The 22316-nt window shown below is 70.7% G+C and carries 24 protein-coding genes; 1 reads left to right on the top strand and 23 read right to left on the bottom strand.

Annotation, left to right across the window (positions count from 1 at the left end):
- Positions 1-362: 362 nt before the first annotated feature.
- The 19 genes from tyrS to infC form a co-directional block, all read right to left on the bottom strand.
- Positions 363-1673 (bottom strand): tyrosine--tRNA ligase, encoded by a 1311-nt coding sequence (tyrS, locus tag HQQ85_RS18245; protein ID WP_371741953.1) that lies wholly within the window; start codon positions 1671-1673, stop codon positions 363-365.
- Between the two features lie 29 nt (positions 1674-1702).
- Positions 1703-2305 carry a DNA-3-methyladenine glycosylase gene (locus HQQ85_RS18240; protein WP_173183888.1) on the bottom strand — a complete coding sequence of 201 codons (603 nt, stop codon included), beginning with the start codon at positions 2303-2305 and terminating at the stop codon, positions 1703-1705.
- 10 nt (positions 2306-2315) lie between these two features.
- Entirely contained in the window at positions 2316-2480 is a 165-nt protein-coding gene (locus tag HQQ85_RS18235) for a hypothetical protein (RefSeq protein ID WP_173183887.1), read from the bottom strand.
- Positions 2477-3928 carry an argininosuccinate lyase gene (gene argH / locus HQQ85_RS18230; protein WP_173183886.1) on the bottom strand — a complete coding sequence of 484 codons (1452 nt, stop codon included), beginning with the start codon at positions 3926-3928 and terminating at the stop codon, positions 2477-2479. Before argH ends, HQQ85_RS18235 begins: the two co-directional genes overlap by 4 nt.
- Before the next feature lie 10 nt (positions 3929-3938).
- The gene (gene argF, locus HQQ85_RS18225) at positions 3939-4901 is read right to left on the bottom strand and encodes an ornithine carbamoyltransferase (RefSeq protein ID WP_173183885.1); all 963 of its coding nucleotides are present in this window, start codon (positions 4899-4901) and stop codon (positions 3939-3941) included.
- Between the two features lie 138 nt (positions 4902-5039).
- Complete coding sequence (locus HQQ85_RS18220; protein ID WP_256430711.1) at positions 5040-6230, bottom strand: acetylornithine transaminase; 1191 nt, start codon at positions 6228-6230, stop codon at positions 5040-5042.
- 90 nt (positions 6231-6320) lie between these two features.
- The gene (gene argB, locus HQQ85_RS18215; protein ID WP_173183884.1) at positions 6321-7238 is read right to left on the bottom strand and encodes an acetylglutamate kinase; all 918 of its coding nucleotides are present in this window, start codon (positions 7236-7238) and stop codon (positions 6321-6323) included.
- Positions 7238-8395, bottom strand: a complete 1158-nt coding sequence (argJ, locus tag HQQ85_RS18210; RefSeq protein ID WP_173183883.1) for a bifunctional glutamate N-acetyltransferase/amino-acid acetyltransferase ArgJ — start codon at positions 8393-8395, stop codon at positions 7238-7240. The genes argB and argJ overlap by 1 nt, the downstream gene beginning before the upstream one ends.
- Positions 8392-9438 carry an N-acetyl-gamma-glutamyl-phosphate reductase gene (gene argC, locus HQQ85_RS18205; RefSeq protein ID WP_173183882.1) on the bottom strand — a complete coding sequence of 349 codons (1047 nt, stop codon included), beginning with the start codon at positions 9436-9438 and terminating at the stop codon, positions 8392-8394. Before argC ends, argJ begins: the two co-directional genes overlap by 4 nt.
- 53 nt (positions 9439-9491) lie before the next feature.
- Positions 9492-12029 (bottom strand): phenylalanine--tRNA ligase subunit beta, encoded by a 2538-nt coding sequence (gene pheT, locus HQQ85_RS18200; protein ID WP_173183881.1) that lies wholly within the window; start codon positions 12027-12029, stop codon positions 9492-9494.
- Between the two features lie 2 nt (positions 12030-12031).
- Entirely contained in the window at positions 12032-13072 is a 1041-nt protein-coding gene (gene pheS, locus HQQ85_RS18195) for a phenylalanine--tRNA ligase subunit alpha (protein WP_173183880.1), read from the bottom strand.
- Positions 13073-13148: 76 nt separating this feature from the next.
- The gene (locus HQQ85_RS18190; RefSeq protein ID WP_173183879.1) at positions 13149-14069 is read right to left on the bottom strand and encodes an amino acid ABC transporter permease; all 921 of its coding nucleotides are present in this window, start codon (positions 14067-14069) and stop codon (positions 13149-13151) included.
- Positions 14066-14713, bottom strand: a complete 648-nt coding sequence (locus HQQ85_RS18185; RefSeq protein ID WP_173183878.1) for an amino acid ABC transporter permease — start codon at positions 14711-14713, stop codon at positions 14066-14068. The genes HQQ85_RS18190 and HQQ85_RS18185 overlap by 4 nt, the downstream gene beginning before the upstream one ends.
- 88 nt (positions 14714-14801) lie before the next feature.
- Complete coding sequence (locus HQQ85_RS18180; protein ID WP_173183877.1) at positions 14802-15668, bottom strand: glutamate ABC transporter substrate-binding protein; 867 nt, start codon at positions 15666-15668, stop codon at positions 14802-14804.
- A 57-nt stretch (positions 15669-15725) separates the two neighbouring features.
- Positions 15726-16505, bottom strand: a complete 780-nt coding sequence (locus tag HQQ85_RS18175; RefSeq protein ID WP_173183876.1) for an amino acid ABC transporter ATP-binding protein — start codon at positions 16503-16505, stop codon at positions 15726-15728.
- Between the two features lie 73 nt (positions 16506-16578).
- The gene (locus tag HQQ85_RS18170) at positions 16579-17379 is read right to left on the bottom strand and encodes an RNA methyltransferase (RefSeq protein WP_173183875.1); all 801 of its coding nucleotides are present in this window, start codon (positions 17377-17379) and stop codon (positions 16579-16581) included.
- Between the two features lie 43 nt (positions 17380-17422).
- Entirely contained in the window at positions 17423-17809 is a 387-nt protein-coding gene (gene rplT / locus HQQ85_RS18165) for a 50S ribosomal protein L20 (RefSeq protein WP_137836111.1), read from the bottom strand.
- 43 nt (positions 17810-17852) lie between these two features.
- Complete coding sequence (gene rpmI, locus HQQ85_RS18160; RefSeq protein WP_173183874.1) at positions 17853-18047, bottom strand: 50S ribosomal protein L35; 195 nt, start codon at positions 18045-18047, stop codon at positions 17853-17855.
- A gap of 54 nt (positions 18048-18101) precedes the next feature.
- Positions 18102-18728, bottom strand: coding sequence for a translation initiation factor IF-3 (infC, locus tag HQQ85_RS18155; protein WP_173183984.1), 627 nt, complete (start codon positions 18726-18728; stop codon positions 18102-18104).
- Between the two features lie 244 nt (positions 18729-18972).
- Here infC and HQQ85_RS18150 point away from each other — a divergent pair, with 244 nt between their 5' ends.
- Entirely contained in the window at positions 18973-19323 is a 351-nt protein-coding gene (locus tag HQQ85_RS18150) for a DUF1844 domain-containing protein (RefSeq protein WP_173183873.1), read from the top strand.
- An 11-nt stretch (positions 19324-19334) separates the two neighbouring features.
- Here the strand turns inward: HQQ85_RS18150 and HQQ85_RS18145 are convergent, their stop codons facing one another.
- The 4 genes from HQQ85_RS18145 to hisB all read right to left on the bottom strand — a co-directional run bounded on the left by HQQ85_RS18145 (position 19335) and on the right by hisB (position 22304).
- A complete protein-coding gene (locus tag HQQ85_RS18145; protein ID WP_254069580.1) occupies positions 19335-20099 on the bottom strand; it encodes an SseB family protein in 765 nt (254 codons plus the stop codon).
- Positions 20100-20133: 34 nt separating this feature from the next.
- Positions 20134-20880, bottom strand: coding sequence for a bifunctional 1-(5-phosphoribosyl)-5-((5-phosphoribosylamino)methylideneamino)imidazole-4-carboxamide isomerase/phosphoribosylanthranilate isomerase PriA (gene priA / locus HQQ85_RS18140; protein WP_173183872.1), 747 nt, complete (start codon positions 20878-20880; stop codon positions 20134-20136).
- A 174-nt stretch (positions 20881-21054) separates the two neighbouring features.
- Positions 21055-21702: an imidazole glycerol phosphate synthase subunit HisH gene (gene hisH / locus HQQ85_RS18135; protein WP_173183871.1), complete on the bottom strand. Its 648-nt coding sequence runs from the start codon at positions 21700-21702 to the stop codon at positions 21055-21057.
- Positions 21699-22304 (bottom strand): imidazoleglycerol-phosphate dehydratase HisB, encoded by a 606-nt coding sequence (gene hisB, locus HQQ85_RS18130; RefSeq protein ID WP_173183870.1) that lies wholly within the window; start codon positions 22302-22304, stop codon positions 21699-21701. The genes hisH and hisB overlap by 4 nt, the downstream gene beginning before the upstream one ends.
- Positions 22305-22316: the final 12 nt, after the last annotated feature.

The following is a 22316-nucleotide window of genomic DNA, read 5'->3' as shown; positions in this document are numbered from 1 at the left end:
TACAACCGAAGTTGTCGGGGTTTTTGGCATTTGACATTGTGCACGCTGTTGAGTTCTCAAGGATCGGATGCACCAGAGTCGAACCCTTTCAGGCCGCCGCTCCAGGCAACTTCTCTACCCTAGCACCAGCTTTCAGTCTGTCAAATCGACGTTCCGAAGCGGAGTGTGTTGGGGTTGTGATCTTTTCATCTTTTGTACCTGTCCCCACAAGGGACGGTCTTCAGGAAAGTGAAGATCTGATGTCCCGCTTGAGGCCGGTAAGCTCTTCCGCTTTCCGCACCTGTGGGGTGACGAGTAAGAACATTACGGCCCGATTCGAGGGCTCGCAAATCACTTTGCATCCCGGGCGTGTCGGGCCCCGATCATCCGCTGATCGACAGGCCGGCGAGGGTCTTCTTGCCCCGGCGCAGCACCGCGAAACCGCCGGCGAGCCGACGCTCGCCGATCGTCTCGGTGTCGTTCTCGACCTTGGCGTTGTTCAGGTACACCCCGCCCTGGCCGATGGCGCGACGGGCGTCGCTCGTCGACGACACCAGTCCGCTCGCCACGAGGGCCTCGACGATCGAGGTCTCCCCCGTCACCTCGGCCCGCGGGAGTTCGGCCACCGCCGCGGCGACGGTCTGCGCATCCAGCTCGGCCAGGTCACCCTGCCCGAACAGGGCGGCAGCCGCCGCGATCGCCGACTCGGTCGCCGGCACCCCGTGCACGAACGCCGTCACCAGGTAGGCGAGCGTGCGCTGCGCCTCGCGCTTGAACGGGGCCTCGGCCACCGCCTGCTCGAGCCGCTCGATCTCGGGGCGCGGCAGGAACGTGAAGATCTTCAGCCGCGCGATCACGTCGGCGTCGTCGGTGTTGAGCCAGAACTGGTAGAACGCGTAGGGACTCGTCAGCGCCGGGTCGAGCCAGACGGCGTTGCCCTCGCTCTTGCCGAACTTGGTGCCGTCGGAGTTCGTGATGAGCGGGGTGCCGATGGCGTGCACGCTCACCCCCTCGGCGCGATGGATCAGGTCGGTGCCGCTCGTGAGGTTGCCCCACTGGTCGCTGCCCCCGGTCTGCAGCACGCAGCCGTAGCTGCGGTACAGCTCGAGGAAGTCCATGCCCTGCAGGATCTGGTAGCTGAACTCGGTGTAGCTGATACCCGCGTCGGAGTTCAGCCGCGCCGAGACCGCGTCTTTCTTCAGCATCGTGCCGACCCGGAAGTACTTGCCGATGTCGCGCAGGAAGTCGATGGCCGAGAGCGGTGCCGTCCAGTCGAGGTTGTTGACCATGCGGGCGGCGTTCTCGCCCTCGAAACTCAGGAAGCGCTCGATCTGGCCCTGCAGGTAGCCGACCCACTCGGCCACGGTGTCCTTGGTGTTCAGCGTGCGCTCCGCCGTGGGCCGCGGGTCGCCGATCAACCCCGTCGATCCGCCCACCAGCCCGAGCGGCTTGTGCCCCGCGAGCTGCAGCCGGCGCAGCACCAGGAGCTGCACGAGATTGCCGAGGTGCAGGCTCGGCGCCGTGGGGTCGAAGCCGCAGTACAGCGTGATCGGCGGCCCGGCGAGCAGCTCCTTCAGTGCCGCCGCATCCGTCGACACGTGCACGAGCCCGCGGTAGTTCAGCTCGTCCCACACGTCGTCGAACGAGGGATCGTTCTGCGGCACGAGAGCGGCGGGATCGATGAGGTCTGACACGGGAATCGAGCCTACCAGCGGGGGCCTCGTCAGCCCGCGGCGAGCTTGGGGTGGCGCTTGTAGGGCGAGACCGTCGGGTCGCCCTCGAGGAAGAACCGCCAGGCGAAGGGCGGCCGGCCGCCGTCGCCGCTCACTCCCGTGCGCAGCGAGGTGGCGATCCCGGATGCGCGCTGGTCCGCCGGGGCGAACGAGAACGGCGGGGTGCCGAGGTCGGCGCCGTCGTCGCTCAGCGCGATGCCGAGGGCCTTGACCAGCAGCGCCGGGCCCCGCGCGAAATCGATGTCGGACCGTGAGGTGGGGCGCCGCGACCGCGCGAGCTCGTGGCCCTCGACCACCTCTCCCGCCCGCAGCAGCACGGCCGAGGCCTCCCCCGCCGGCGAGCAGACCACGTTGGCGCAGACGTGCATGCCGTAGGTGAAGTACGTGTAGAGCCGTCCGGGTTCGCCGTACATCGAGGCGTTGCGCCGGGTGCGGCCGCGGAAGGCGTGCGATCCCGGGTCGAGCCCGTCGCCGAGATAGGCCTCGACCTCGGTGAGCCGCACCCCCACCCGGCCCTCGGGCGAGTCGTGAGCGATCACGGCTCCGAGCAGCAGGGGTGCGACCTCGACCGCCGTGCCCGAGAAGTCGATCACGGCGGATCTCCTAGAACAGGCGCACGCCGAGCGCGAGGCTCACCAGGACGCCGGCCACGACGACGACCGCGGCGATCGCGATGATCGTCCAGACCACCCGGTTCGACAGCGGACGTCGCCAGAAACCGGGGTCGCCCGGGTCGCGCTCGGGCTTGGACGGACCGGTGGGGCTCATTCGGTGCCTCCGGTGAGCTCGCCGCTCCGGGTGACCAGGGCGCGGACGCGCTCCGTCAGTGCGGTGAGCTGCTCCCGCACGCGGACTCCGGCGGTGCCGCCCGAGCCGTCGCGACTGGCGACGGATCCCTCGATGGTGAGCACCTCACGGACGGCCGGGGTGAGGTGGGGTGAGATGTCGGCGTACTGCGCATCCGTCAGCTCGTCGAGCTCGAGACCGTGGTCTTCCGCGAACTTGACCAGGGTGCCCGTGATCTCGTGCGCATCACGGAAGGTCACGTGCTGCTTGACCAGCCACTCGGCCACGTCGGTGGCGAGCGAGAAGCCCTGCGGCGCGAGCTCCGCCATCCGCTCGGTGTGGAAGGTGAGGGTCGCGACCATGCCGGTGAATGCCGGCAGCAGGACCTCGAGCGTCTTGATCGAGTCGAAGACCGGCTCCTTGTCCTCCTGGAGGTCGCGGTTGTACGCGAGCGGGAGGCCCTTGAGCGTCGCGAGCAGGCCGGTCAGGTTGCCGATCAGCCGGCCCGACTTGCCGCGCGCGAGCTCGGCGATGTCGGGGTTCTTCTTCTGCGGCATGATCGACGAGCCCGTGGAGTACGAGTCGGAGAGCGTGACGAAACCGAACTCCTTCGTGTTCCAGATGATGATCTCCTCCGCGAAGCGCGAGAGGTCGATGCCGATCTGGGCGGCGATGTAGGCGAACTCGGCCACGACGTCCCGGGCCGCGGTGCCGTCGATCGAGTTCTCGACGCCGTGCGCGAAGCCGAGGTCGTGCGCCACGAGCTCGGCGTCGAGGCCGAGGGTGTTGCCGGCCAGGGCTCCCGAGCCGTAGGGCGAGGCGTTCGCCCGGCGGTCCCAGTCGCGGAAGCGCTCGAGGTCGCGCACCAGCGGCCAGCAGTGGGCCAGCAGCTGATGGGCGAGCAGCACGGGCTGGGCGTGCTGCAGGTGGGTGCGCCCGGGCAGGATCGCGTCGAAGTGCGCATCGGCCTGGGCTGCCGTTGCGTCGATCAGGTCGACGAGCTGGCGGGTGATGGTGGCCGCGTGGTCGCGGAGGAGCATCCGCACCAGGGTGGCGATCTGGTCGTTGCGGCTGCGTCCGGCCCGGAGCTTGCCGCCGAGCTCGGCTCCGGCGATCTCGATCAGGCCGCGCTCCAGCGCCGAGTGCACGTCCTCGTCGCTCGGCAGCGGGGCGAAGTCGCCGCTGTCCACCTGCTCGGCCAGGGTGTCGAGGGCCGAGAGCATGCCCTCCAGCTCGGTCGCGGTGAGGTAGCCGGCTCGGGCGAGGGCTCGGGCGTGCGCCCGCGATCCCTCGATGTCGTACTGGGCCAGCTGCCAGTCGAAGTGGGTGGAGCGGCTCAGTTCGGCGAGAGCCGGTGCGGGGCCGCCGGCGAAGCGGCCGCCCCAGAGGGCCCCGGCCTCAGCGGCGCGGTTCGAGACGTCGTCGGTCATGTCGCCCTCCTCAGGCTGCCGGAGCGGGGGTCGGCGCGGCCGCATCCGCCGCGTTCTGCTCGAACAGCCAGACCAGCAGCGCCTTCTGCGCGTGCAACCGGTTCTCGGCCTCGTCCCAGATCACGCTCTGCGGCCCGTCGATGACGTCGGCCGCCACCTCGTAGCCGCGGTCGGCCGGCAGGCAGTGCAGGAACAGGGCGTCGGGCTGGGCGGTCTTCATCAGCGCGGTGTCGACCTGGTAGCCGCCGAAGGTCGCCACGCGCTCGGCCTTCTCGTCCTCCTTGCCCATCGACACCCAGGTGTCGGTGACGATCACGTCGGCACCCGCTGCGGCCGCCGCCGGGTCGGTGAGCACGACGACCGAGCCGCCGGTCTCGGCCGCACGACGCTCGGCGTCGGCCACGACCTCCGGATGCGGGGCGTACTGCTCGGGGCAGGCGATGCGCACGTGCATCCCGGCCGTCGCGCCCGCCAGCAGGTAGGACTGCGCCATGTTGCTCGCGCCGTCACCGAGGAACGTCACCGTGAGCCCGGCGAGGGTTCCGCGGTGCTCGCGGATCGTCAGGAAGTCGGCCAGCAGCTGGCACGGGTGGAAGTCGTCGGAGAGCGCGTTGACCACGGGCACCCGGGTACCGGCCGCCATCTCCTCCAGGCCCGACTGCGCGTAGGTGCGCCACACGATGGCGGCGACCTGGCGCTCCAGCACGCGGGCCGTGTCGCTCGCGGTCTCCTTGCCGCCGAGCTGGCTCGACGCGGTGGAGATGATCAACGGCACCCCGCCGAGGTCGGCGATGCCGACCGCGAACGAGACGCGGGTGCGGGTGGAGGACTTGTCGAAGATGACGGCGACCGTCTGCGGGCCCGCGAGCGGACGGGCCTGGAAGCGGTCGGCCTTCAGACGCCCGGCGAGGTCGAGGATCTGGGCCTGCTCGGCCGGGGTGATGTCGTCGTCTCGAAGGAAGTGCCTGGTCATGCTCGCCTCGGGGTGGGGATGGGACGCGGATCGGGATGCGCCGAAAGGTTCAGGATAGCGGGAGCGGGTGCTCGCGCATCCGCTGGTCGTGGTGGGAGATCGCCGGGACGGGGCCCGGGGAGGACGGGACGCCCGGCCTCAGAGCGCCTCGACGAGGGCGAACGCCGCGCGCAGGCGGTTGCCGAACTCGCGCACCTCGTCGTCGCCGATGATCAGCGGCGGCGCGATGCGGAGGCTCGAGTCGTTCGGGGCGTTGATGATGAGGCCGGAGGCGAGCGCCGCGTCGGACAGCTGCTGCGCGACCGGCTCGCGGAGACCGACGCCGATCAGGAGGCCCTGACCGCGCACCTCCTCGACCAGCGGCGAGTCGATCTCGCGGATGACCGCGCGCAGCTGCTCGCCCCGCACCAGCGCGTTCTCGACGAGGCCCGCCTCCTCGATGTGGCCGAGCACGGCGTTCGCGGTGGCGGTGGCGAGCGGGTTGCCGCCGAAGGTGCTGCCGTGCTGACCGCGGCGGAACAGGTCGGAGGCCCAGCCGAAGGTGACCAGAGAGCCGATCGGGAAGCCGCCGGCCATGCCCTTGGCGATGGTCACCGCATCCGGCACGACGCCCGCGTTCATGTAGGCGAACCAGGCGCCCGTGCGCCCGACGCCGGTCTGGATCTCGTCGATGATGAGGAGGACGCCGTGCTGCTCGGTGAGCTCGCGCGCCCGCTTGAGGTAGCCCGGCGGCAGGTCGATCACGCCGGCCTCACCCTTGACCGGCTCGAGGAAGAGGGCGGACACCGAGTCGTCGATCGTGGCCTCGAGCGCCTCGATGGTGCTCGGGATGTGCTCCACTCCCCCGGGCATCGGGTCGAAGGGCTCGCGCATGGCGGGCTTGCCGGTGAGGGCCAGCGCCCCCATGGTGCGGCCGTGGAAGGCGTTCTCGAGGGCGACGATGCGCCGGCGGGTGGGGCTCGCGTTCAGCCGGGCGAGCTTGAACGCCGCCTCATTGGCCTCGGCGCCCGAGTTGCAGAAGTAGGCGCGGCCGCCGTCGCCGGCTCCGGTCAGGCGCTTCAGGCGCTCGGCGAGCTCGAGCTGGGGCGGGGTCGAGAAGTAGTTCGACACGTGGGCGAGGGTGGCGGCCTGGCGGCTGACCGCCTCGACGAACACCGGATGCGCGTGACCGAGCGAGTTCACCGCGATGCCGGCGAGGAAGTCGAGATAGCGGTCGCCCTCGTCGTCCCAGACCCACGCACCCTCGCCGCGCACGAGGAAGCGCAGTGGCATGCCCATCGTGCGCATGAGCGATTCGTCGAAGCGGTTCTTCCACGGGGAGGAGGACAAGACGGGCCTTCCGGGTCGGTGTCGGGGCGGGTGGGTGGGTGGGGGTGGCCGCTTCAGCCGGAGCGGGGTGCGCGGGCGCGGGGTGCCCGGTCAGGGCTCGTGCGTCGGCACGACCTCGGTGCCGAAGCCGCCGGGGGTGAAGATCTCGAGCAGCACCGAGTGCGCTTCGCGCCCGTCGATGATGGCGGCCTTGGGCACACCGCCGTCGACGGCCTCGAGGCACGCGGCCATCTTGGGGATCATGCCCGACTCGAGGCCGGGCAGCAGGGCGCGGAGCTCCTCGCTCTCGATCTCGGAGACGAGCGAGTCGCGGTTCGGCCAGTCGCTGTAGAGCCCGGGCACGTCGGTGAGCACGACGAGCTTCGCGGCCCCGAGCGCGACGGCGAGGGCGGCGGCCGCCGCATCGGCGTTCACGTTCAGCACCTGACCGGGGGCGTCGATGTCGGGCGCGATCGAGGAGACGACCGGGATGCGACCCGCATCGAGCTGCGCCTGCACGCCCTCGGGGTTCACACCGATCACGTCGCCGACCAGGCCGAGGTCGACGAGCTCGCCGTCGATCTCGACACCGCGCCGGCGGCCCTCGAAGAGCCCCGCGTCCTCACCCGAGAGGGCGGCGGCGAGCGGGCCGTGCTCGTTGATGTTGCTGACGATGTCGCGGCTGATCTGCCCGGTGAGCACCATCCGCACCACGTCCATGGCCTCGGGGCTCGTCACCCGGTAGCCGCCGCGGAACTCGCTGGCGATGCCGAGCCGGTCGAGCATCTTCGAGATCTGCGGGCCGCCGCCGTGCACGACGACGGGCTTCAGGCCGGCGTAGCGGAGGTACACGATGTCCTCGGCGAAGGTGCGCTGCAGCGCCGGATCGACCATGGCGTTGCCGCCGAACTTGATCACCACGATCTCGCCGTGGAAGCGCTTGAGCCAGGGCAGCGACTCGATCAGGGTGTTCGCCTTGACGTGGGCGAGCTGGGCGTCGGCCGCGGTGCGCGTGATGTGCTCGGCCATCAGCTGGCGTACGCGCTGTTCTCGTGCACGTAGTCGTGCGTGAGGTCGTTGGTGAAGATCGTCGCCGTGGCGTCGCCCGCCTTGAGGTCGATCAGGATCGTGCAGGCGCGCGGCGTGAGGTCGACCAGCTCGCGGTCGTCACCCGGCTCGCCGCTGCGGCAGACCATCACGCCGTTCATCGAGACGTCGATGGCGTAGGGGTCGAAGGCGGCGTCGGTCGTTCCCAGCGCGGCCAGCACCCGGCCCCAGTTGGGGTCATTGCCGAAGATGGCCGCCTTCAGCAGGTTGCTGCGCGAGACGGCGCGACCGACGACGACGGCGTCGTCTTCACTGGCGGCGTTGACGACCTCGATCGCGATGTCGTGGCTCGCCCCCTCGGCGTCGGCCTGCAGCTGCAGCGCGAGATCGCGGCAGAGCGCGGTGAGGGCGTCGGTGAAGGCGGCTTCGTCGGCGTCGATGCCGGATGCTCCGCTCGCCATCAGGGCGACGGTGTCGTTGGTCGACATGCAGCCGTCCGAGTCGAGGCGGTCGAAGGTGACGCGGGTGGCCGCCCGGAGCGCCCGGTCGAGTGCGGCGGGCGGGAGCACGGCGTCGGTGGTGATGACCACCAGCATCGTCGCGAGGCCGGGCGCGAGCATCCCCGCCCCCTTGGCCATGCCGCCGATCGACCAGCCCTCGCCCTCGACGACGGCCTCCTTCGGGTGCGAGTCGGTGGTCATGATCGCCAGGGCCGCGTCGTGGCCGCCCTCGGCGCCGAGCGCGTCGGCGGCCGCGGGCACGTTCTGCAGGATGGCGTCGCGGAAGCTCTGGTCGCCGACACCGATCAGGCCGGTGGAGCAGACGAGCACGTCGCCGGGCGAGACGCCGAGCGCGGTGCCGACGGCCTCGGCCGTGGCGTGGGTGGTCTGGAAGCCGAAGGCTCCCGTGAAGCAGTTGGCGCCGCCGGAGTTCAGCACGACGGCCGAGACGCGCCCGTCGGCGATCACCTGCTGCGACCAGAGGATCGGGTTCGCCTTGGCGCGGTTCGACGTGAACACCGCGGCGGCGTGCTGCAGCGGGCCCTGGTTGACGACCAGTGCGAGGTCGCGGGCGCCGGTGGACTTGAGGCCGGCGGCGACGCCCGCCGCCGTGAAGCCGGCGGGGTGGGTGACGCTCACGGGGCGACTCCGTTCACGGGCAGGCCGAGGGTCTCGGGCAGGCCCAGGGCGATGTTGGTGGACTGGATGGCGGCGCCGGCGGTGCCCTTGACGAGGTTGTCGAGCACCGTCACCGTGACCACGCGCTCGGCGGCCTCGTCGACGGCCAGGCCGATCAGGGCCGAGTTCGAGCCGAGCACGTCGGCCACCTTGGGGAACGAGCCCTCGGGCAGCAGGTGCACGAACGGCTCGTCGGCGTAGGCGAGCTCCCAGGCCGAGCGCACGTCGGCGGCGCTGACTCCGGGCTGCAGGCGAGCGGTCGAGGTGGCGATGATGCCGCGCGCCATCGGCACGAGCATCGGGGTGAACGAGACGGTGACCTTCTCGCCCGAGGCGCCCTCGAGGTTCTGCACGATCTCGGGCACGTGCCGGTGCACTCCCCCGACGCCGTAGGCGTGAGCCGAGCCGAGCAGCTCGCTCGCGAGGAGGTCGGTGCGCAGGGTCTTCCCGGCGCCCGAGGGGCCGACCGCGAGCACCGCGACCAGGTCGGCGGCCTGGATGACGCCCGCCCGCAGGCCCGGCGCGAGCGCGAGGCTCACGGCGGTGACGTTGCACCCGGGCACCGCGATGCGGTTCACGCCGGCCAGCGCCTCGCGCTGCTTGCCGCCGTTCAGTCGGACGAGTTCGGGCAGGCCGTAGGGCCAGGAGCCGTGGTACTCGGAGCGGTAGAACTCGAGCCAGGCGTTCTCGTCGGTGAGCCGGTGGTCGGCGCCGCAGTCGACCACGAGCGCGCTGTCGCCGAGCTCGGCGGCGAGCGCCCCGGAGTGCCCGTGCGGCAGCGCGAGGAAGACCACGTCGTGGCCCTTCAGGGTCTCGGCCGAGGTGTCCTGCAGCACGAGGTCGGCGTAGGAGCGGAGGTGCGGCTGCACCTCTATCAGCGGCTGGCCGGCGTTCTTGTGCGCCGTGACGGTTCGCACCTTGAACTCCGGATGCGCGCTGAGGAGCCTCAGGACCTCGCCTCCGGCGTACCCGGAGGCACCCGCGACCGCAACTGAATAGACCATGGGTCAAATCTAGCCGGTAGCGGGCACCCCCTTTTCGCGAGGGGCGCCGGGGGCTACTCGCGCACGGTGGCGTCGAAGAGCTCGCCGGCCTTCGCCGCGCCGCCGAGCTTCGCCTCGCTCGCCTCGGCGGAGGTGAGGGTGCGATCGGGGGCCCGGAAGCGGAGGGCGAACGTCAGGGACTTGGCGGCGTCCGGAACACCCGTGCCCCGGTAGTCGTCGACCAGGCGGATGCTCTCGAGCAGCTCGCCCGCGCCCTCGACCACGGCCTGCTCGACGTCGCCGGCCGGGATGGACGCGTCGACGACCAGCGACAGGTCTTGGGTGGCGGCCGGGTAGCCCGAGATCGGGGCGACCTCGATCGCCTCGCCCGCGGCCGCGAGCAGCGCGTCGAGGTCGAGCTCGGCCACCCCGACCACGCGGGGCAGGTCGAGCTCGTGCGTCAACGTCGGCAGCAGCTCGCCGGCGAAGCCGACGCTCCGCTCGGCCCCGTCGGTGCCCCGCACGAAGACCTCGGCCGTGCGCCCCGGGTGCATCGCCGAGTGCGATCCGGCGGCGATGCGCAGCTCTACGGCGAGCGCCGACTCGACGAGGCGCACCACGTCGAGCACGTCGGCGATGCCGGCGGGCACGGCGGGCTGGCCGGGCTGCTTGTCGACCGCGTTGCCCAGCACAAGTACGCCTATGTGGCGCGGCTGCGGCGGGATGCCGCTGTGCAGCTCGGCCAGCTCGCCGGCGTCAGGCAGGCGGGCGCCCGCCGGCAGCTCGGCCTGGCCGTACTCGCGCCCCGCCTCGGGCAGGAAGACGAGGCCGAGCTCGAACAGCCCGAGGTCGGTGAGGCCGCGCGAGAGGTTGCGGCGCGCGATGTCGATCAGGCCGGGCAGGAGGGAGGTGCGCAGCAGCGACGCCTCGGCGTCGAGCGGGTTCGCGACGCGGATGGCCGGCACCTCCTCGTCGCGCGGGCTGCCGAAGGCGCGGTTCATCGCAGCTCCGATGAACGGGTACGCGAGCACCTCGGTGAGGCCGCCGGCCGCGAGCACGTCGGCCGTGCGACGACGGGTCACCTGGGAGACCGTGAGGCCCCGGCCGGGAGGCGCGACGGGGAGGATCGACGGGATGCGGTCGTAGCCGACGATGCGCGCGACCTCCTCGGCGAGGGAGGCCTTGTCGGTGATGTCGGGGCGCCACGACGGCGGCGTGACCACGAAGCCGGCCGAGGTCTCCTCGACGGTGGCGCCGATCTCGGCGAGCGCGTGAGCGGTCTCGTCGCTGGTGAAGTCGACGCCGACGAGGCGCTGCACGAAGCCGAAGGGCAGCACGATCGAGCCGGGCTCCGGATGCTCGTGGTGCACCGACCCGAGACCGTCGTCGGCCGCGCCTCCGGCGAGCGTCTCGAGCAGCTCGACCACGCGAGCGGCGGCCGGCTGGGCGACGGCCGGGTCGACCCCGCGCTCGAAGCGGCGGGAAGCCTCGCTCGGCAGCTTGTGCCGGCGCGCGGTGCGGGCGATCGACACGGGGTCGAAGTTGGCCGACTCGACGAGCACGTTCGTGGTGGCGTCGCCGATCTCGGTCGAGGCTCCGCCCATCACGCCCGCGAGGCCGATGGCTCCGCGGTCATCGGCGATCACGAGGTCTTCGGCGTCGAGCGTGCGGGTCTGGCCGTCGAGGGTCTCGAGGGTCTCGCCCGGCGCGGCGCGGCGCACGACGAGGCCGCCCTGCAGCGCATCCAGGTCGTAGCCGTGGATCGGCTGCCCGAACTCGAGCATCACGTAGTTGGTGATGTCGACCACGAGCGAGATCGAGCGGATGCCGGCGAGCTTCAGCCGCGACACCAGCCAGGCGGGGCTCGGCCGGGTGGGGTCGACACCGCGCACCACGCGGGTGACGAACACCGTCGCACCGACGCGGCCGCGGATGGGCGCCTCGTCGTGGATGGCGACCGGGAAGCCGTTCGTGGCGACCGGCGTCACGCGGGCCACCGGGTCGCGGAAGGCCGCACCCGTGGAGTTCGAGAACTCACGCGCGATGCCGCGGATGCTGAAGGCGTAGCCGCGGTCGGGCGTGACGTTGACCTCGACGGCCTCGTCGTCGAGCCCGAGCAGCGGGAGCGCGTCGGTGCCGACCTCGGGGTCGAGGCCCAGGGTGCTGAGGCGGAGGATGCCGTCGTGGTCCTCCCCCAGTCCGAGCTCGCGCGCCGAGGCGATCATGCCGTCGGAGACGTGGCCGTAGGTCTTTCTGGCCGCGATGGCGAAGCCGCCGGGCAGCACGGCGCCCGGAAGCGTCACGACGACCTTGTCACCCTCGAAGAAGTTGCCGGCGCCGCAGACGATGCCGCGCACATCCGCCCCGCCGTCGGCGGCCTGCTGCCCCTCGGGGGCGACGCGCACCTGGCACCAGCGGATGGTCTTGCCGTTGGACTGCGGCTCGGGCACGAACTCGAGCACCTGCCCCACGACGATGGGGCCCTGGAGGTCGAAGTCGTGAGACCCCTCCTCTTCGAGACCGACCTTGACGAGGGCGGCGTGGACGTCGGCGATCGAGGCGCCGACGGGGAGGTCGACGTACTCGGCGAGCCAGGAGAGAGGAACACGCATGACTAGACCACCATTCCGAACTGCTGGGAGAAGCGCACGTCGCCCTCGACCATGTCGCGCATGTCGTTGAGGTCGTTGCGGAACTGCAGGGTGCGCTCGATGCCCATGCCGAACGCGAAGCCCGAGTACTCGTCGGGGTCGATGCCCGCCGAGCGGAGCACGTTGGGGTTGACCATGCCGCAGCCGCCCCACTCCACCCAACGCGCGCCGCCCTTCGCGCCCGGCTGCCAGACGTCCATCTCGGCGCTGGGCTCGGTGAACGGGAAGTAGTTGGGGCGCAGGCGGATCTTCGCGCCCTCGCCGAACATCTGCGTGGCGAAGTGCTCGAGGGTGCCGCGGAGGTGCGCCATGGTGAGGCCCTTGTCGATGGCGATGCCCTCGACCTGGCTGAAGACCGGGGTGTGCGTGGCGTCGAGCTCGTCGGTGCGGTACACGCGGCCGGGCGCGATCACGTAGACGGGCAGCGGGCGCTCGAGCAGGCTCCGCACCTGCACGGGGCTGGTGTGGGTGCGGAGCACCAGGTGCGACTCGGGCGGGTCGATGAAGAAGGTGTCCTGCATCGCGCGCGCCGGGTGATCGGCGTCGAAGTTCAGGGCGTCGAAGTTGAACCACTCGCTCTCGACCTCGGGGCCCTCGGCGACCTCCCACCCCATGCCGACGAAGATGTCGGCGATGCGGTCTTGCAGAAGAGAGAGCGGATGGCGGGCGCCGATGCGGCGTCGGGTCGGCAGCGCCGTCACGTCGACCGTCTCGGCGGCCAGCTTCTGGGCCTCCTCGAGGGCGACGACCTCGGTCTCGCGAGCGGCGATGGCCTGGTTGACCCGGGCGCGGGCCTGGCCGACGAGCTTGCCGGCGGCGGCCTTCTGGTCGCCCGGCAGCGACTTGATCTGCGCGTTGAGCGTGGCGAGGGTCGAGCCCTCCCCCGCGTGGGCGGAGCGCACGGAGCGGAGCTCGGCGGAGTCGGTGGCGGTCGCGAGCGCTGCGAGCGCCGCGTCGACCGCGTCGCTCACCGCCTGCTCGGTGATGGCGATGGGTTCAGACACGAGGCACAAGTTTACGGGGTGCGGTGCGGTTGCGCCGCCCGATCTCTTGCGTCGCCGGTCTATTCCGTCGCGGCGTCTATTCCGTCGCCGCGTTCTCCGGGTTGCCGTTCGCCGCCGCCAGCGGGCCGGGCATCGCACGGCCGCCCTGGGCGCCGCCGTCGAGCAGCACCGCCGCAACCTTCTGCGATCGGCGCCGCGCCAGCCGGCGGGCGACCCACGACAGGGTGAGGTTGATCGCCAGGTAGATCACGAGCGTGATGAGGAACAGCGTGAAGAGGTAGCGGTTGCCGTAGAAGCTCGACAGGTTGTTCATCGTGGTGCGGATGAGCTCGTTGTAGCCGACGATGTAGCCGAGGCTGGTGTCTTTCAGCAGCACGACGAGCTGGGCGACGATGATCGGCAGCATCTGCCGGAACGCCTGGGGGAACTCGATCTGCAGCTTGGTCTGAAGCCGAGTGAGGCCGAGGCTCAGCCCGGCCTCGCGCTGGCCGCGGGGCAGCGAGACGATGCCGGCCCGCAGCGCCTCCCCGATCAGGGCCCCGTTGTAGACGGCCAGGGCGATGACGACCGCCCAGAACGCTCCCGTCGACCCCACGAGGAGGATGAAGAGCATCATCAGCAGCACGGGCATGCCGCGGAAGAACTCGAGCAGGATCGTCGTCGGCACCCGCACGACGGCGAGCGGCGAGGTGCGGAGCAGGGCGAAGAGCACGCCGATCGCGATGGCGCCGACCGCGGCGATCGCCGCCGCCTGCAGCGTGCCGAGCACACCGCGGCCCACCGCGCCCCAGAACTCGGGGTCGGTGACGAGCTTCTCCCAGCGGGTCCAGTCGAAGTAGCCGGGCAGGGTGATGCCGCCGGACTCGCGCGGTTGGGCGAGGGTGTAGACGATCCAGGCGAGGCCGGCGAGCACGACCACGATGACGATCGCCGACGCGATGCGGGAGCGGCGCTTGGCGCGCGGTCCCGGGGCGTCGAACAGGACGGAGGCGCTCATCGCTGCACCGCGAATCTCTTCTCGAGCCGTCCGGCGAGGATGCCGAGCGGGATGGTGATGACGAGGTAGAAGGTGGCCACCGCGAGCAGCACCGCGATCACCGCGTTGCCGTTGGCGTTGGCCAGCGTGCGGCCGACCCCGAAGAGCTCGGCCACGAAGAAGCCGCCGGCCACCGAGGTGTTCTTGGTCAGGGCGATCAGCACGTTGATCAGCGGCGGGATGACCATCCGGAACGCCTGAGGGAAGATGACGATGCTCACCGTCTGACCGAAGCCGAGCCCGAGGCTGCGCGCCGCTTCGGCCTGGCCGACAGGCACGCCGTTGATGCCCGAGCGCAGCGCCTCGGCGACGAACGGCGAGGTGTAGGCGGTGAGGCCGATGACGGCGCACCAGAAGTAGGGCAGCTCCGACCCGAGGTAGGGCAGGATGATCGCGCAGAAGAACAGCACGAGGGTGAGCGGGGTGTTGCGCAGCAGCTCGGTGTACACGGCGGCGACGCTCGAGAGCGCCGGCACGGGCGAGATGCGCATGGCGGCGACGAGCGTGCCGACCACGAGCGCTCCCAGCCCTGCGATGAGGAGCAGCGAGAGCGTCTGGCCGAAGCCCTCGAGATAGGCCGGCAGGTTGTCGATGACGACGTTCACTCGCACTCCTCTCTATCGGTCTGTTTGTCGGTGGGTGGGAACGGGCAGGGAGGTGGGGAGCCGCCGGAGCGGCTCCCCACCGGATGGATCAGTAGCGGTCGACCGCCGGGGGCTCGACGAACGGCAGCACGGCGCCGGCCGTCTCGTTCCACGCCTCCTCGTAGGAGCCGTCCTCGTAGGACTCCTCGAGGGTGTCGTTGATGAAGGTGCGGAAGTCGGTGTCGTCCTTCGCGAGGCCGATGCCGTAGGGCTCCTCGGTGAAGGGCTTGCCGACGACCTGGAACTCGCCCTCGTTCTGCGCGGCGAGGCCGGCGAGGATGACGTTGTCGGTCGAGACCGCGACGACCTGGCCCGTGCGCAGCGGCTCGAGGCAGTTCGTGTAGGTGTCGGTGAGCACCACGTCGGCGCCGAGCGCCTCGAGGTTGGCTGCCGGGGTCGAGCCGGTGACCGAGCAGACCTTCTGGCCGACCAGGTCGTCCTCGGTCGTGATGTCGTCGTTGTCGCTCAGGGTCAGGATGCTCTGGCCGGCGGTGTAGTACGGCCCTGCGAACGAGATGACCTCCTTGCGCTTGTCGTTGATCGTGTAGGTCGCCACCACGATGTCGACCTCGCCGTTCTGGATGAAGGGCTCGCGGTTGGCCGAGACCGTCTCGACCCACTTGATCTTGTCGTCGTCGATGCCGAGCTTGTCGGCGATGATCTTGCCGATCTCGACGTCGAAGCCCTCGGGCGTGCCGTCGGGGCCGACGAGCCCGAACAGCGGCTGGTCGAACTTGGTGCCGATGGTGATCTCACCGGCGCTGGACAGGCGCTCCATCGTGGAGCCCGCAGCGAAGGTGGGCGCCGCCTCTGGCGTCTCCTCGCTGTCGGCGGCGTCGTCGGACCCCGCGCATCCCGTCAGGACCAGGGCGGTCGCCGCGGCGAGTGCGAAGAACGATAGCTTCGTGTGCTTCATTGGTCGTACCTCTCGTGTGCTGTGTTCCCCGCGGCAGACGCGCGGGATGGTTCCCGCCTAGTGGGCGAGGATCTTGGAGAGGAAGTCTTTCGCTCTCGGTGACTGGGGGTTGCCGAAGAACTGCTCGGGGGCAGCCTCTTCCTCGATGCGGCCGTCGGCCATGAAGAGCACGCGGTCGGCCGCCTTGCGGGCGAAGCCCATCTCATGGGTGACGACGATCATCGTCATGCCGTCTTTCGCGAGACCGACCATGACGTCGAGCACCTCGTTGATCATCTCGGGGTCGAGTGCGCTGGTGGGCTCGTCGAGCAGGATGAGCTTCGGCTCCATCGCGAGCGAGCGAGCGATGGCCACGCGCTGCTGCTGGCCGCCGGAGAGCTGGGCCGGCATCTTCTTCGCCTGGTTGGCGACTCCGACGCGCTCGAGGAGGGTCATGGCGCGCGCCTCGGCGTCTTTGCGGGAGAGCCCGCGCACCTTCATCGGGGCGAGCGTGACGTTCTCGAGCACCGTCTTGTGCGCGAACAGGTTGAACGACTGGAACACCATGCCGACGTCGGCCCGCAGCGTGGCGAGCTCGCGCCCCTCGCTCGGCAGCACCGTGCCGTCGATGGTGATGGTGCCGGAGTCGATGGTCTCGAGGCGGTTGATCGCGCGGCAGAAGGTCGACTTGCCCGACCCCGAGGGGCCGATGACCACCACGACCTCGCCGCGGGCGACGGTGGAGGAGATGTCTTTCAGCACGTGCAGCTCACCGAAGTGCTTGTCGACGTGATCGATCACGACGAGCGGGGCCTCGGCGCCGCCTGACACTCGAACAGGGGTATCGGCGGAACTCATGGTGAACACCCAACCACACCCGTTCAGGGGGGTGCAACGCGGGGAGCGCTTCTGTAACCGAAGCGAAACATGCTCAGGAGCGCAGGGCGAACGCGCTCTCGTACAGGCACACCGACGCGGCGGTGGCGAGGTTCAGCGACTCGGCCTGGCCGTAGATCGGCAGCGAGACGGCCCGGTCGACCGCGGCGAGGTCGTCGTCGGTGAGCCCTCTGGCCTCGTTGCCGAAGACCCAGGCGGTCGGCTTCGCGAGCACGCCGGCGGTTCGCACGTCGAGCAGGTCGTCGCCCTTGATGTCGGCCGCCAGGGCCTGCAGCCCGGCCTCACGGGCGCGGCGCAGCACGTCGTCGAGGGTCGCCTCGACGGCGACCGGGAGGTGGAACAGCGAGCCCGTCGTCGAGCGCACCACCTTGGGGTTGTACAGGTCGACCGAGCGCCCCGTCAGGATGACCGCGTCGGCACCCGCCGCATCCGCCGCCCGGATGATCGTGCCGGCGTTGCCCGGGTCGCGCACCTCCTCGAGCACCGCGATGAGACGGGGGCCCGCGGCGAAGATGTCTTTCAGGGCCGTGGGGAACTGGCGGCAGACCGCCACGAAGCCCTGGGGGGTGACCGTGTCGGCCATCGCGTCGAGGACGTGCTCGGTGACGAACTCGACCTCGATCTCGGAGTCGGCCGCCTTGCGGGCGATCTCGTCGTAGCGGTCGAGCGCAGTCGGGGTCGCGAACAGGTCGATCACCAGGTGCGGCGCGAACGTCAGCGCCTCGGCGACCGCCTGCGGCCCCTCCAAGAGGAAGAGCCCGGTCTCGGACCGGGCTCCCTTCTTGGCGAGTTTCGCCACAGCCCGAACGCGCGGTGATCGCGGATTGTCGAGCATGCGGCTGACTCTCTTCTGTTGTGGGTCGTGCTGCGAGGTGGAGTTACGCGGCGGTCTTCGGAGCCGAGGTGTCGGCGGGAAGAGCGGCCTTGGCGCTCGCGACGATCGACGCGAAGGTGGCGGGCTCGTTCACGGCGAGCTCGGCCAGGATGCGGCGGTCGACCTCGATGCCGGCCAGGGCGAGGCCCTGGATGAGGCGGTTGTAGGTCAGGCCGTTCGCACGCGACGCGGCGTTGATGCGCTGGATCCACAGGCGGCGGAAGTCGCCCTTGCGCGCACGGCGGTCGCGGTAGGAGTAGACGAGGGAGTGGGTGACCTGCTCCTTGGCCTTGCGGTACAGACGCGACCGCTGACCGCGGTAGCCCTCGGCGCGCTCGAGGATGACCCGACGCTTCTTGTGGGCGTTGACAGCCCTCTTCACTCTTGCCATTGCTCTTCTTCTTTCTCGTCTAGGTCGGCTGCTGCAGCGGTGGCTACAGGCCGAGAAGCTTCTTGGCGACCTTGGTGTCGGCCTTGGACAGCACCTGGTCCTTGTTCAGGCGAGCCTTGCGCCCGGGAGCCTTGACCTCCAGGTTGTGGCGCATACCGGCCTGCTGCTTCATGATCTTGCCGCTGCCGGTGACCTTGAAACGCTTCTTGGCACCGGAGTGCGTCTTCTGCTTGGGCATGGTTCTCCTTGTGTTGTTCGGGCTTGTCGCGGCCGGGGAGGCCGGTCGGGATTACTACTCGGCCGAGGTGGCCTGAGCGTCCGGCTCGTCGCCGGGGTTCGTGGGGGCCGGCTCGTGAGCACGGGCCTTGTTCGCATCGCGCTTCGCGTTCTGCTCGGCCTTGGCCTCTGACTTGTTCTTCAGAGGGCCGATGACCATGACCATGTTGCGGCCGTCGATGGTCGGGGTCGACTCGACGGTGCCGAACTCGGAGACGTCCTCCGCGAAGCGCTGGAGGAGACGGACGCCCTGATCGGGACGCGACTGCTCACGGCCGCGGAAGAGGATCATCGCCTTGACCTTGTCGCCCGCCTTGAGGAAGCCCTCGGCGCGCTTGCGCTTGGTCTCGTAGTCGTGCACGTCGATCTTCAGGCGGAAGCGCACCTCCTTGAGGATGGTGTTCGCCTGGTTGCGGCGGGCCTCCTTGGCCTTCTGCGCGGCTTCGTACTTGAACTTTCCGTAGTCCATGATCTTCGCGACCGGGGGCTTGGAGTTGGGCGCGACCTCGACGAGGTCGAGGTCAGCCTCCTGGGCGAGCCGGAGTGCGACGTCGATGCTGACGACGCCGACCTGCTCGCCACCGGGGCCCACGAGGCGAACCTCGGGGACACGGATACGGTCGTTTGTACGGGGATCGCTGATGCGTTGCTCCTTAGTTTCGTGTGTGGGCGAAAGCAAGGAACCACGCGCGCTCGCGAATTCTCATTCGCATCACGGCACGTCACACCCGGTCTTCCCGCCGGAGCGGGAGGGGTGTGCAGACCCGGTAACCTGATGAAGCGGTATGCGCGGGTGGGAGATTCTCCACTTTCGTACTGGGGCCGATGACCCCAGAGCCTCGAAGAGTCTAGCAGAGACTCGCCCGAACAGTAAGGACCTCTTCGCGATGAGCGACTCCAGCCACTTCGACGACAGCTCAGACGCCATCCGCGACATCGCGGAGGTGCCGGCCGTCGAGGTCATCACGACCACCGCGGTGCACCTCATGAGCGCCGCCGCGGTGAAGTGCGGCCTGGCCGACGACCCCGATCTCGAGCTCGACCTCGACGAGGCCCGCAAGCTCATCACGGCCCTCGCGGGGCTCGTCACCGCCTCGGCGCCGTTCCTCGGCGACCAGCACGCCAGAAGCCTCCGCGACGGCCTGCGTTCACTGCAGCTCGCGTTCCGCGAGGCGTCCGCGGTACCCGACGCCGTGGGCGAGGGCCCGGGCGAGAAGTACACCGGCCCGGTGAACTGAGGCTGGTCGGCCTAGCCGACCGCGGTCAGGCGCACCCCGAGCGAGTCCACGCGCTCCGCGATGAGCGGATGCGCGGCCCAGCGCTCCTGCAGCCGCGACGTCAGCGCCCCGAGCGCCGCCTGGTCGAGGCCGGGCACGAGGGCCAGCACGACCACGACGTCGTGCCCGAGCATCCGGTAGCCCGGGTCGCCCGCCACGAGTCGGAGTGCCGCCACGGCGGGCTCGTCGGCGACGCTCGCCTCGAACGCTGCGAGCACCTCGGGCTCGTCGACCGCGGGAAGCCAAGGCGCGCTGCGGGCGATGGCCCAGACCGCGGGGCGGCGCAGCACGAACTCGGTCGCCGAGCCCGGGTCGAGCACGATCAGCTCGGTGCCCTCGGCGACGGCGGCCAGGGCCATGCGGGGAGCGGCGACCGGGATCGGGCGGGCGTCGGGGTTCCAGGCGCCGAGCGCGGCCACCGAGGTGAAGGCCGGGAGGACGGTGCGGCCGCCGGGGCCGGCGACCGTGACGAGCGAGAGCTCCTGCGTCTTGTCGACGCGGAGGCCGGTGTCGGTGACGCCCTCGTCGCCGGCGTGGGCGACTAGCGGGACGAGCAGGCGCACGTCGCGGACGGCGTCGACCACCGCATCCGGAGACCCCTCCCCCGCGCGGAACGACGTCAGGGCTGCGAGCAGAGCCGGCGGGGCGCTGCCGTCGTCGTCGCTCGGGGTGCCGTGCGACTCGAAGTGCCGGCCCTGCCAGGGCTGTCCGGCGGAGTCGGCGAAGTGGGAGGGCAGGGCGCGGGCCGCCTCGGGCTGAGCGCCCGGGTCGTCAGTCAGATGCCACGTCCAGGGCTTCGGCGAGGGTGAACGCGCCGGAGTAGAGGGCGCGGCCGACGATCGCGCCCTCGAGGCCGAGCGGCACGAGCGCGCGCAGCTCGACGAGGTCGTCGAGGCTCGAGATGCCGCCCGAGGCGATGACCGGGCGGGAGGTGCGCTCCATCACCTGGCGGAGGAGGTCGACGTTCGGACCCTTGAGTGTGCCGTCCTTCGTCACGTCGGTGACGACGTAGCGGGCGCAGCCGGCCTCCTCGAGGCGGTCCATGACGTGCCAGAGGTCGCCGCCGTCCTGCGTCCAGCCGCGGGCGGCGAGCGTCGTGCCGCGCACGTCGAGACCGACAGCGACCGCGTCGCCGTACTGGGCGATGACGCTCGCGGCCCACTCGGGGTTCTCGAGGGCGGCCGTGCCGAGGTTGATCCGCTTGGCGCCGGACTCCAGCGCGGTCTCCAGGCTCCGGTCGTCGCGGATGCCGCCGGACACCTCGACGTTCACGCCCTTGGCCTGGCGGATGACCTTCTTGATCACGCCGAGGTTGCTGCCGCGGCCGAAGGCGGCGTCGAGGTCGACGAGGTGGATCCACTCCGCACCCTGCGAGATCCAGTCGACAGCGGCGTCGACCGGGTCGCCGTGGAAGGTCTCGGTGCCGGCCTCGCCCTGGGTGAGTCGCACGGCCTTGCCGCTCGCGACGTCGACGGCGGGCAGCAGCACGAGGGCCGGTGCCTTGTTGAACTCGCTCATGAGGTGTCCTTGCTGGTGCGGAGGGCGTGGATGCCCTCCGCGATCGTAGCGACTCGGGCGGCCGGCGTCGAAACGGGGGCCGCGGATCCGGTGGGCCGTCGACGTGCACCGGACGGGGGCGGAGGCCGCGCATCCGCTCGCTTGAGGACACGGGCCGCCCGGCGACAGGAGGCGTCAGCGGCGGAGCGAGGCGATCCAGTTCTGCAGCAGGCGGATGCCCGCGTCGCCGGACTTCTCGGGGTGGAACTGGGTGGCCGAGAGCGGGCCGTTCTCGACCGCCGCGATGAAGCGGCCGCCGTGGTCGGCCCAGGTGACCCGCGCCGGGCGGCGCTTGGGGTCGGGGTCGATCTGCCAGTCCTGGGCGGCGTAGGAGTGCACGAAGTAGAAGCGCTCGTCACGGATGCCGTCGAAGAGCACCGACTCCTCGGGGGCGTCGACCGTGTTCCAGCCCATGTGCGGCACGACGGGCGCCTTGAGCGGCTCGACGACGCCGGGCCACTCGCCGAGGCCCTCGGTGTCGACGCCACGCTCGATGCCGTCGGCGAACATGACCTGCATGCCGACGCAGATGCCGAGCACGGGGCGGCCTCCGGCGAGGCGCCGGTCGATGACCTCTCCCCCGCGCACGGCGGTGAGCTGGTCCATCACGGCGCTGAAGGCTCCGACGCCCGGGACGAGGAGGCCGTCGGCGTCCATCGCCTTCTGCCGGTCGCCCGTGACGGTGACGTCGGCGCCGGCGCGCTCGAGGGCCTTCGCCGCCGAGTGGATGTTGCCGCTGCCGTAGTCGAGGACGACGACGCTCGGTGCGCCTTTCGTGCTCACAGCGCCCCCTTCGTGGAGGGGATGCCCTGAACGAGCGGGTCGAGCGCCTTGGCCTGGCGCAAAGCGCGGGCGAAGGCCTTGAACTCGGCCTCGGCGATGTGGTGCGGGTCGCGGCCGCCGAGCACGGTGACGTGCACGGTGAGGCCGGCGTTGAAGGTGATGGCCTCGAAGACGTGACGCACCATCGAGCCGGTGAAGTGGCCGCCGATCAGGTGGTACTCGAAGCCGGCGGGCTCGCCGGAGTGCACGAGGAAGGGGCGGCCGGAGATGTCGACGACGGCCTGCACGAGCGCCTCGTCGAGAGGCACGAGGGCGTCGCCGAAGCGGGAGATGCCGGCCTTGTCGCCGAGGGCCTGGCGGATGGCCTGGCCGAGCAGGATGCCGGTGTCCTCCACCGTGTGGTGGACGTCGATGTGGGTGTCGCCCGTGGCGCGCACCGTCAGGTCGGTGAGGGAGTGCTTCGCGAAGGCGGTGAGCAGGTGGTCGTAGAACGGCACCGAGGTCTGGATGTCGGAGACGCCGGTGCCGTCGAGGTCGAGGGTCAGCTCGATCGAGGACTCGCTCGTCTCGCGCTGCAGGCGGGCGGTGCGGGGTTCGGTCATGGGATCAATCCT

The organism is Herbiconiux sp. VKM Ac-2851 (assembly GCF_013205105.1).
Lineage (GTDB): Bacteria > Actinomycetota > Actinomycetes > Actinomycetales > Microbacteriaceae > Herbiconiux > Herbiconiux flava.
Note: the sequence above shows the minus strand (reverse complement) of the source record. Positions and strands in the feature narration are given on the sequence as shown.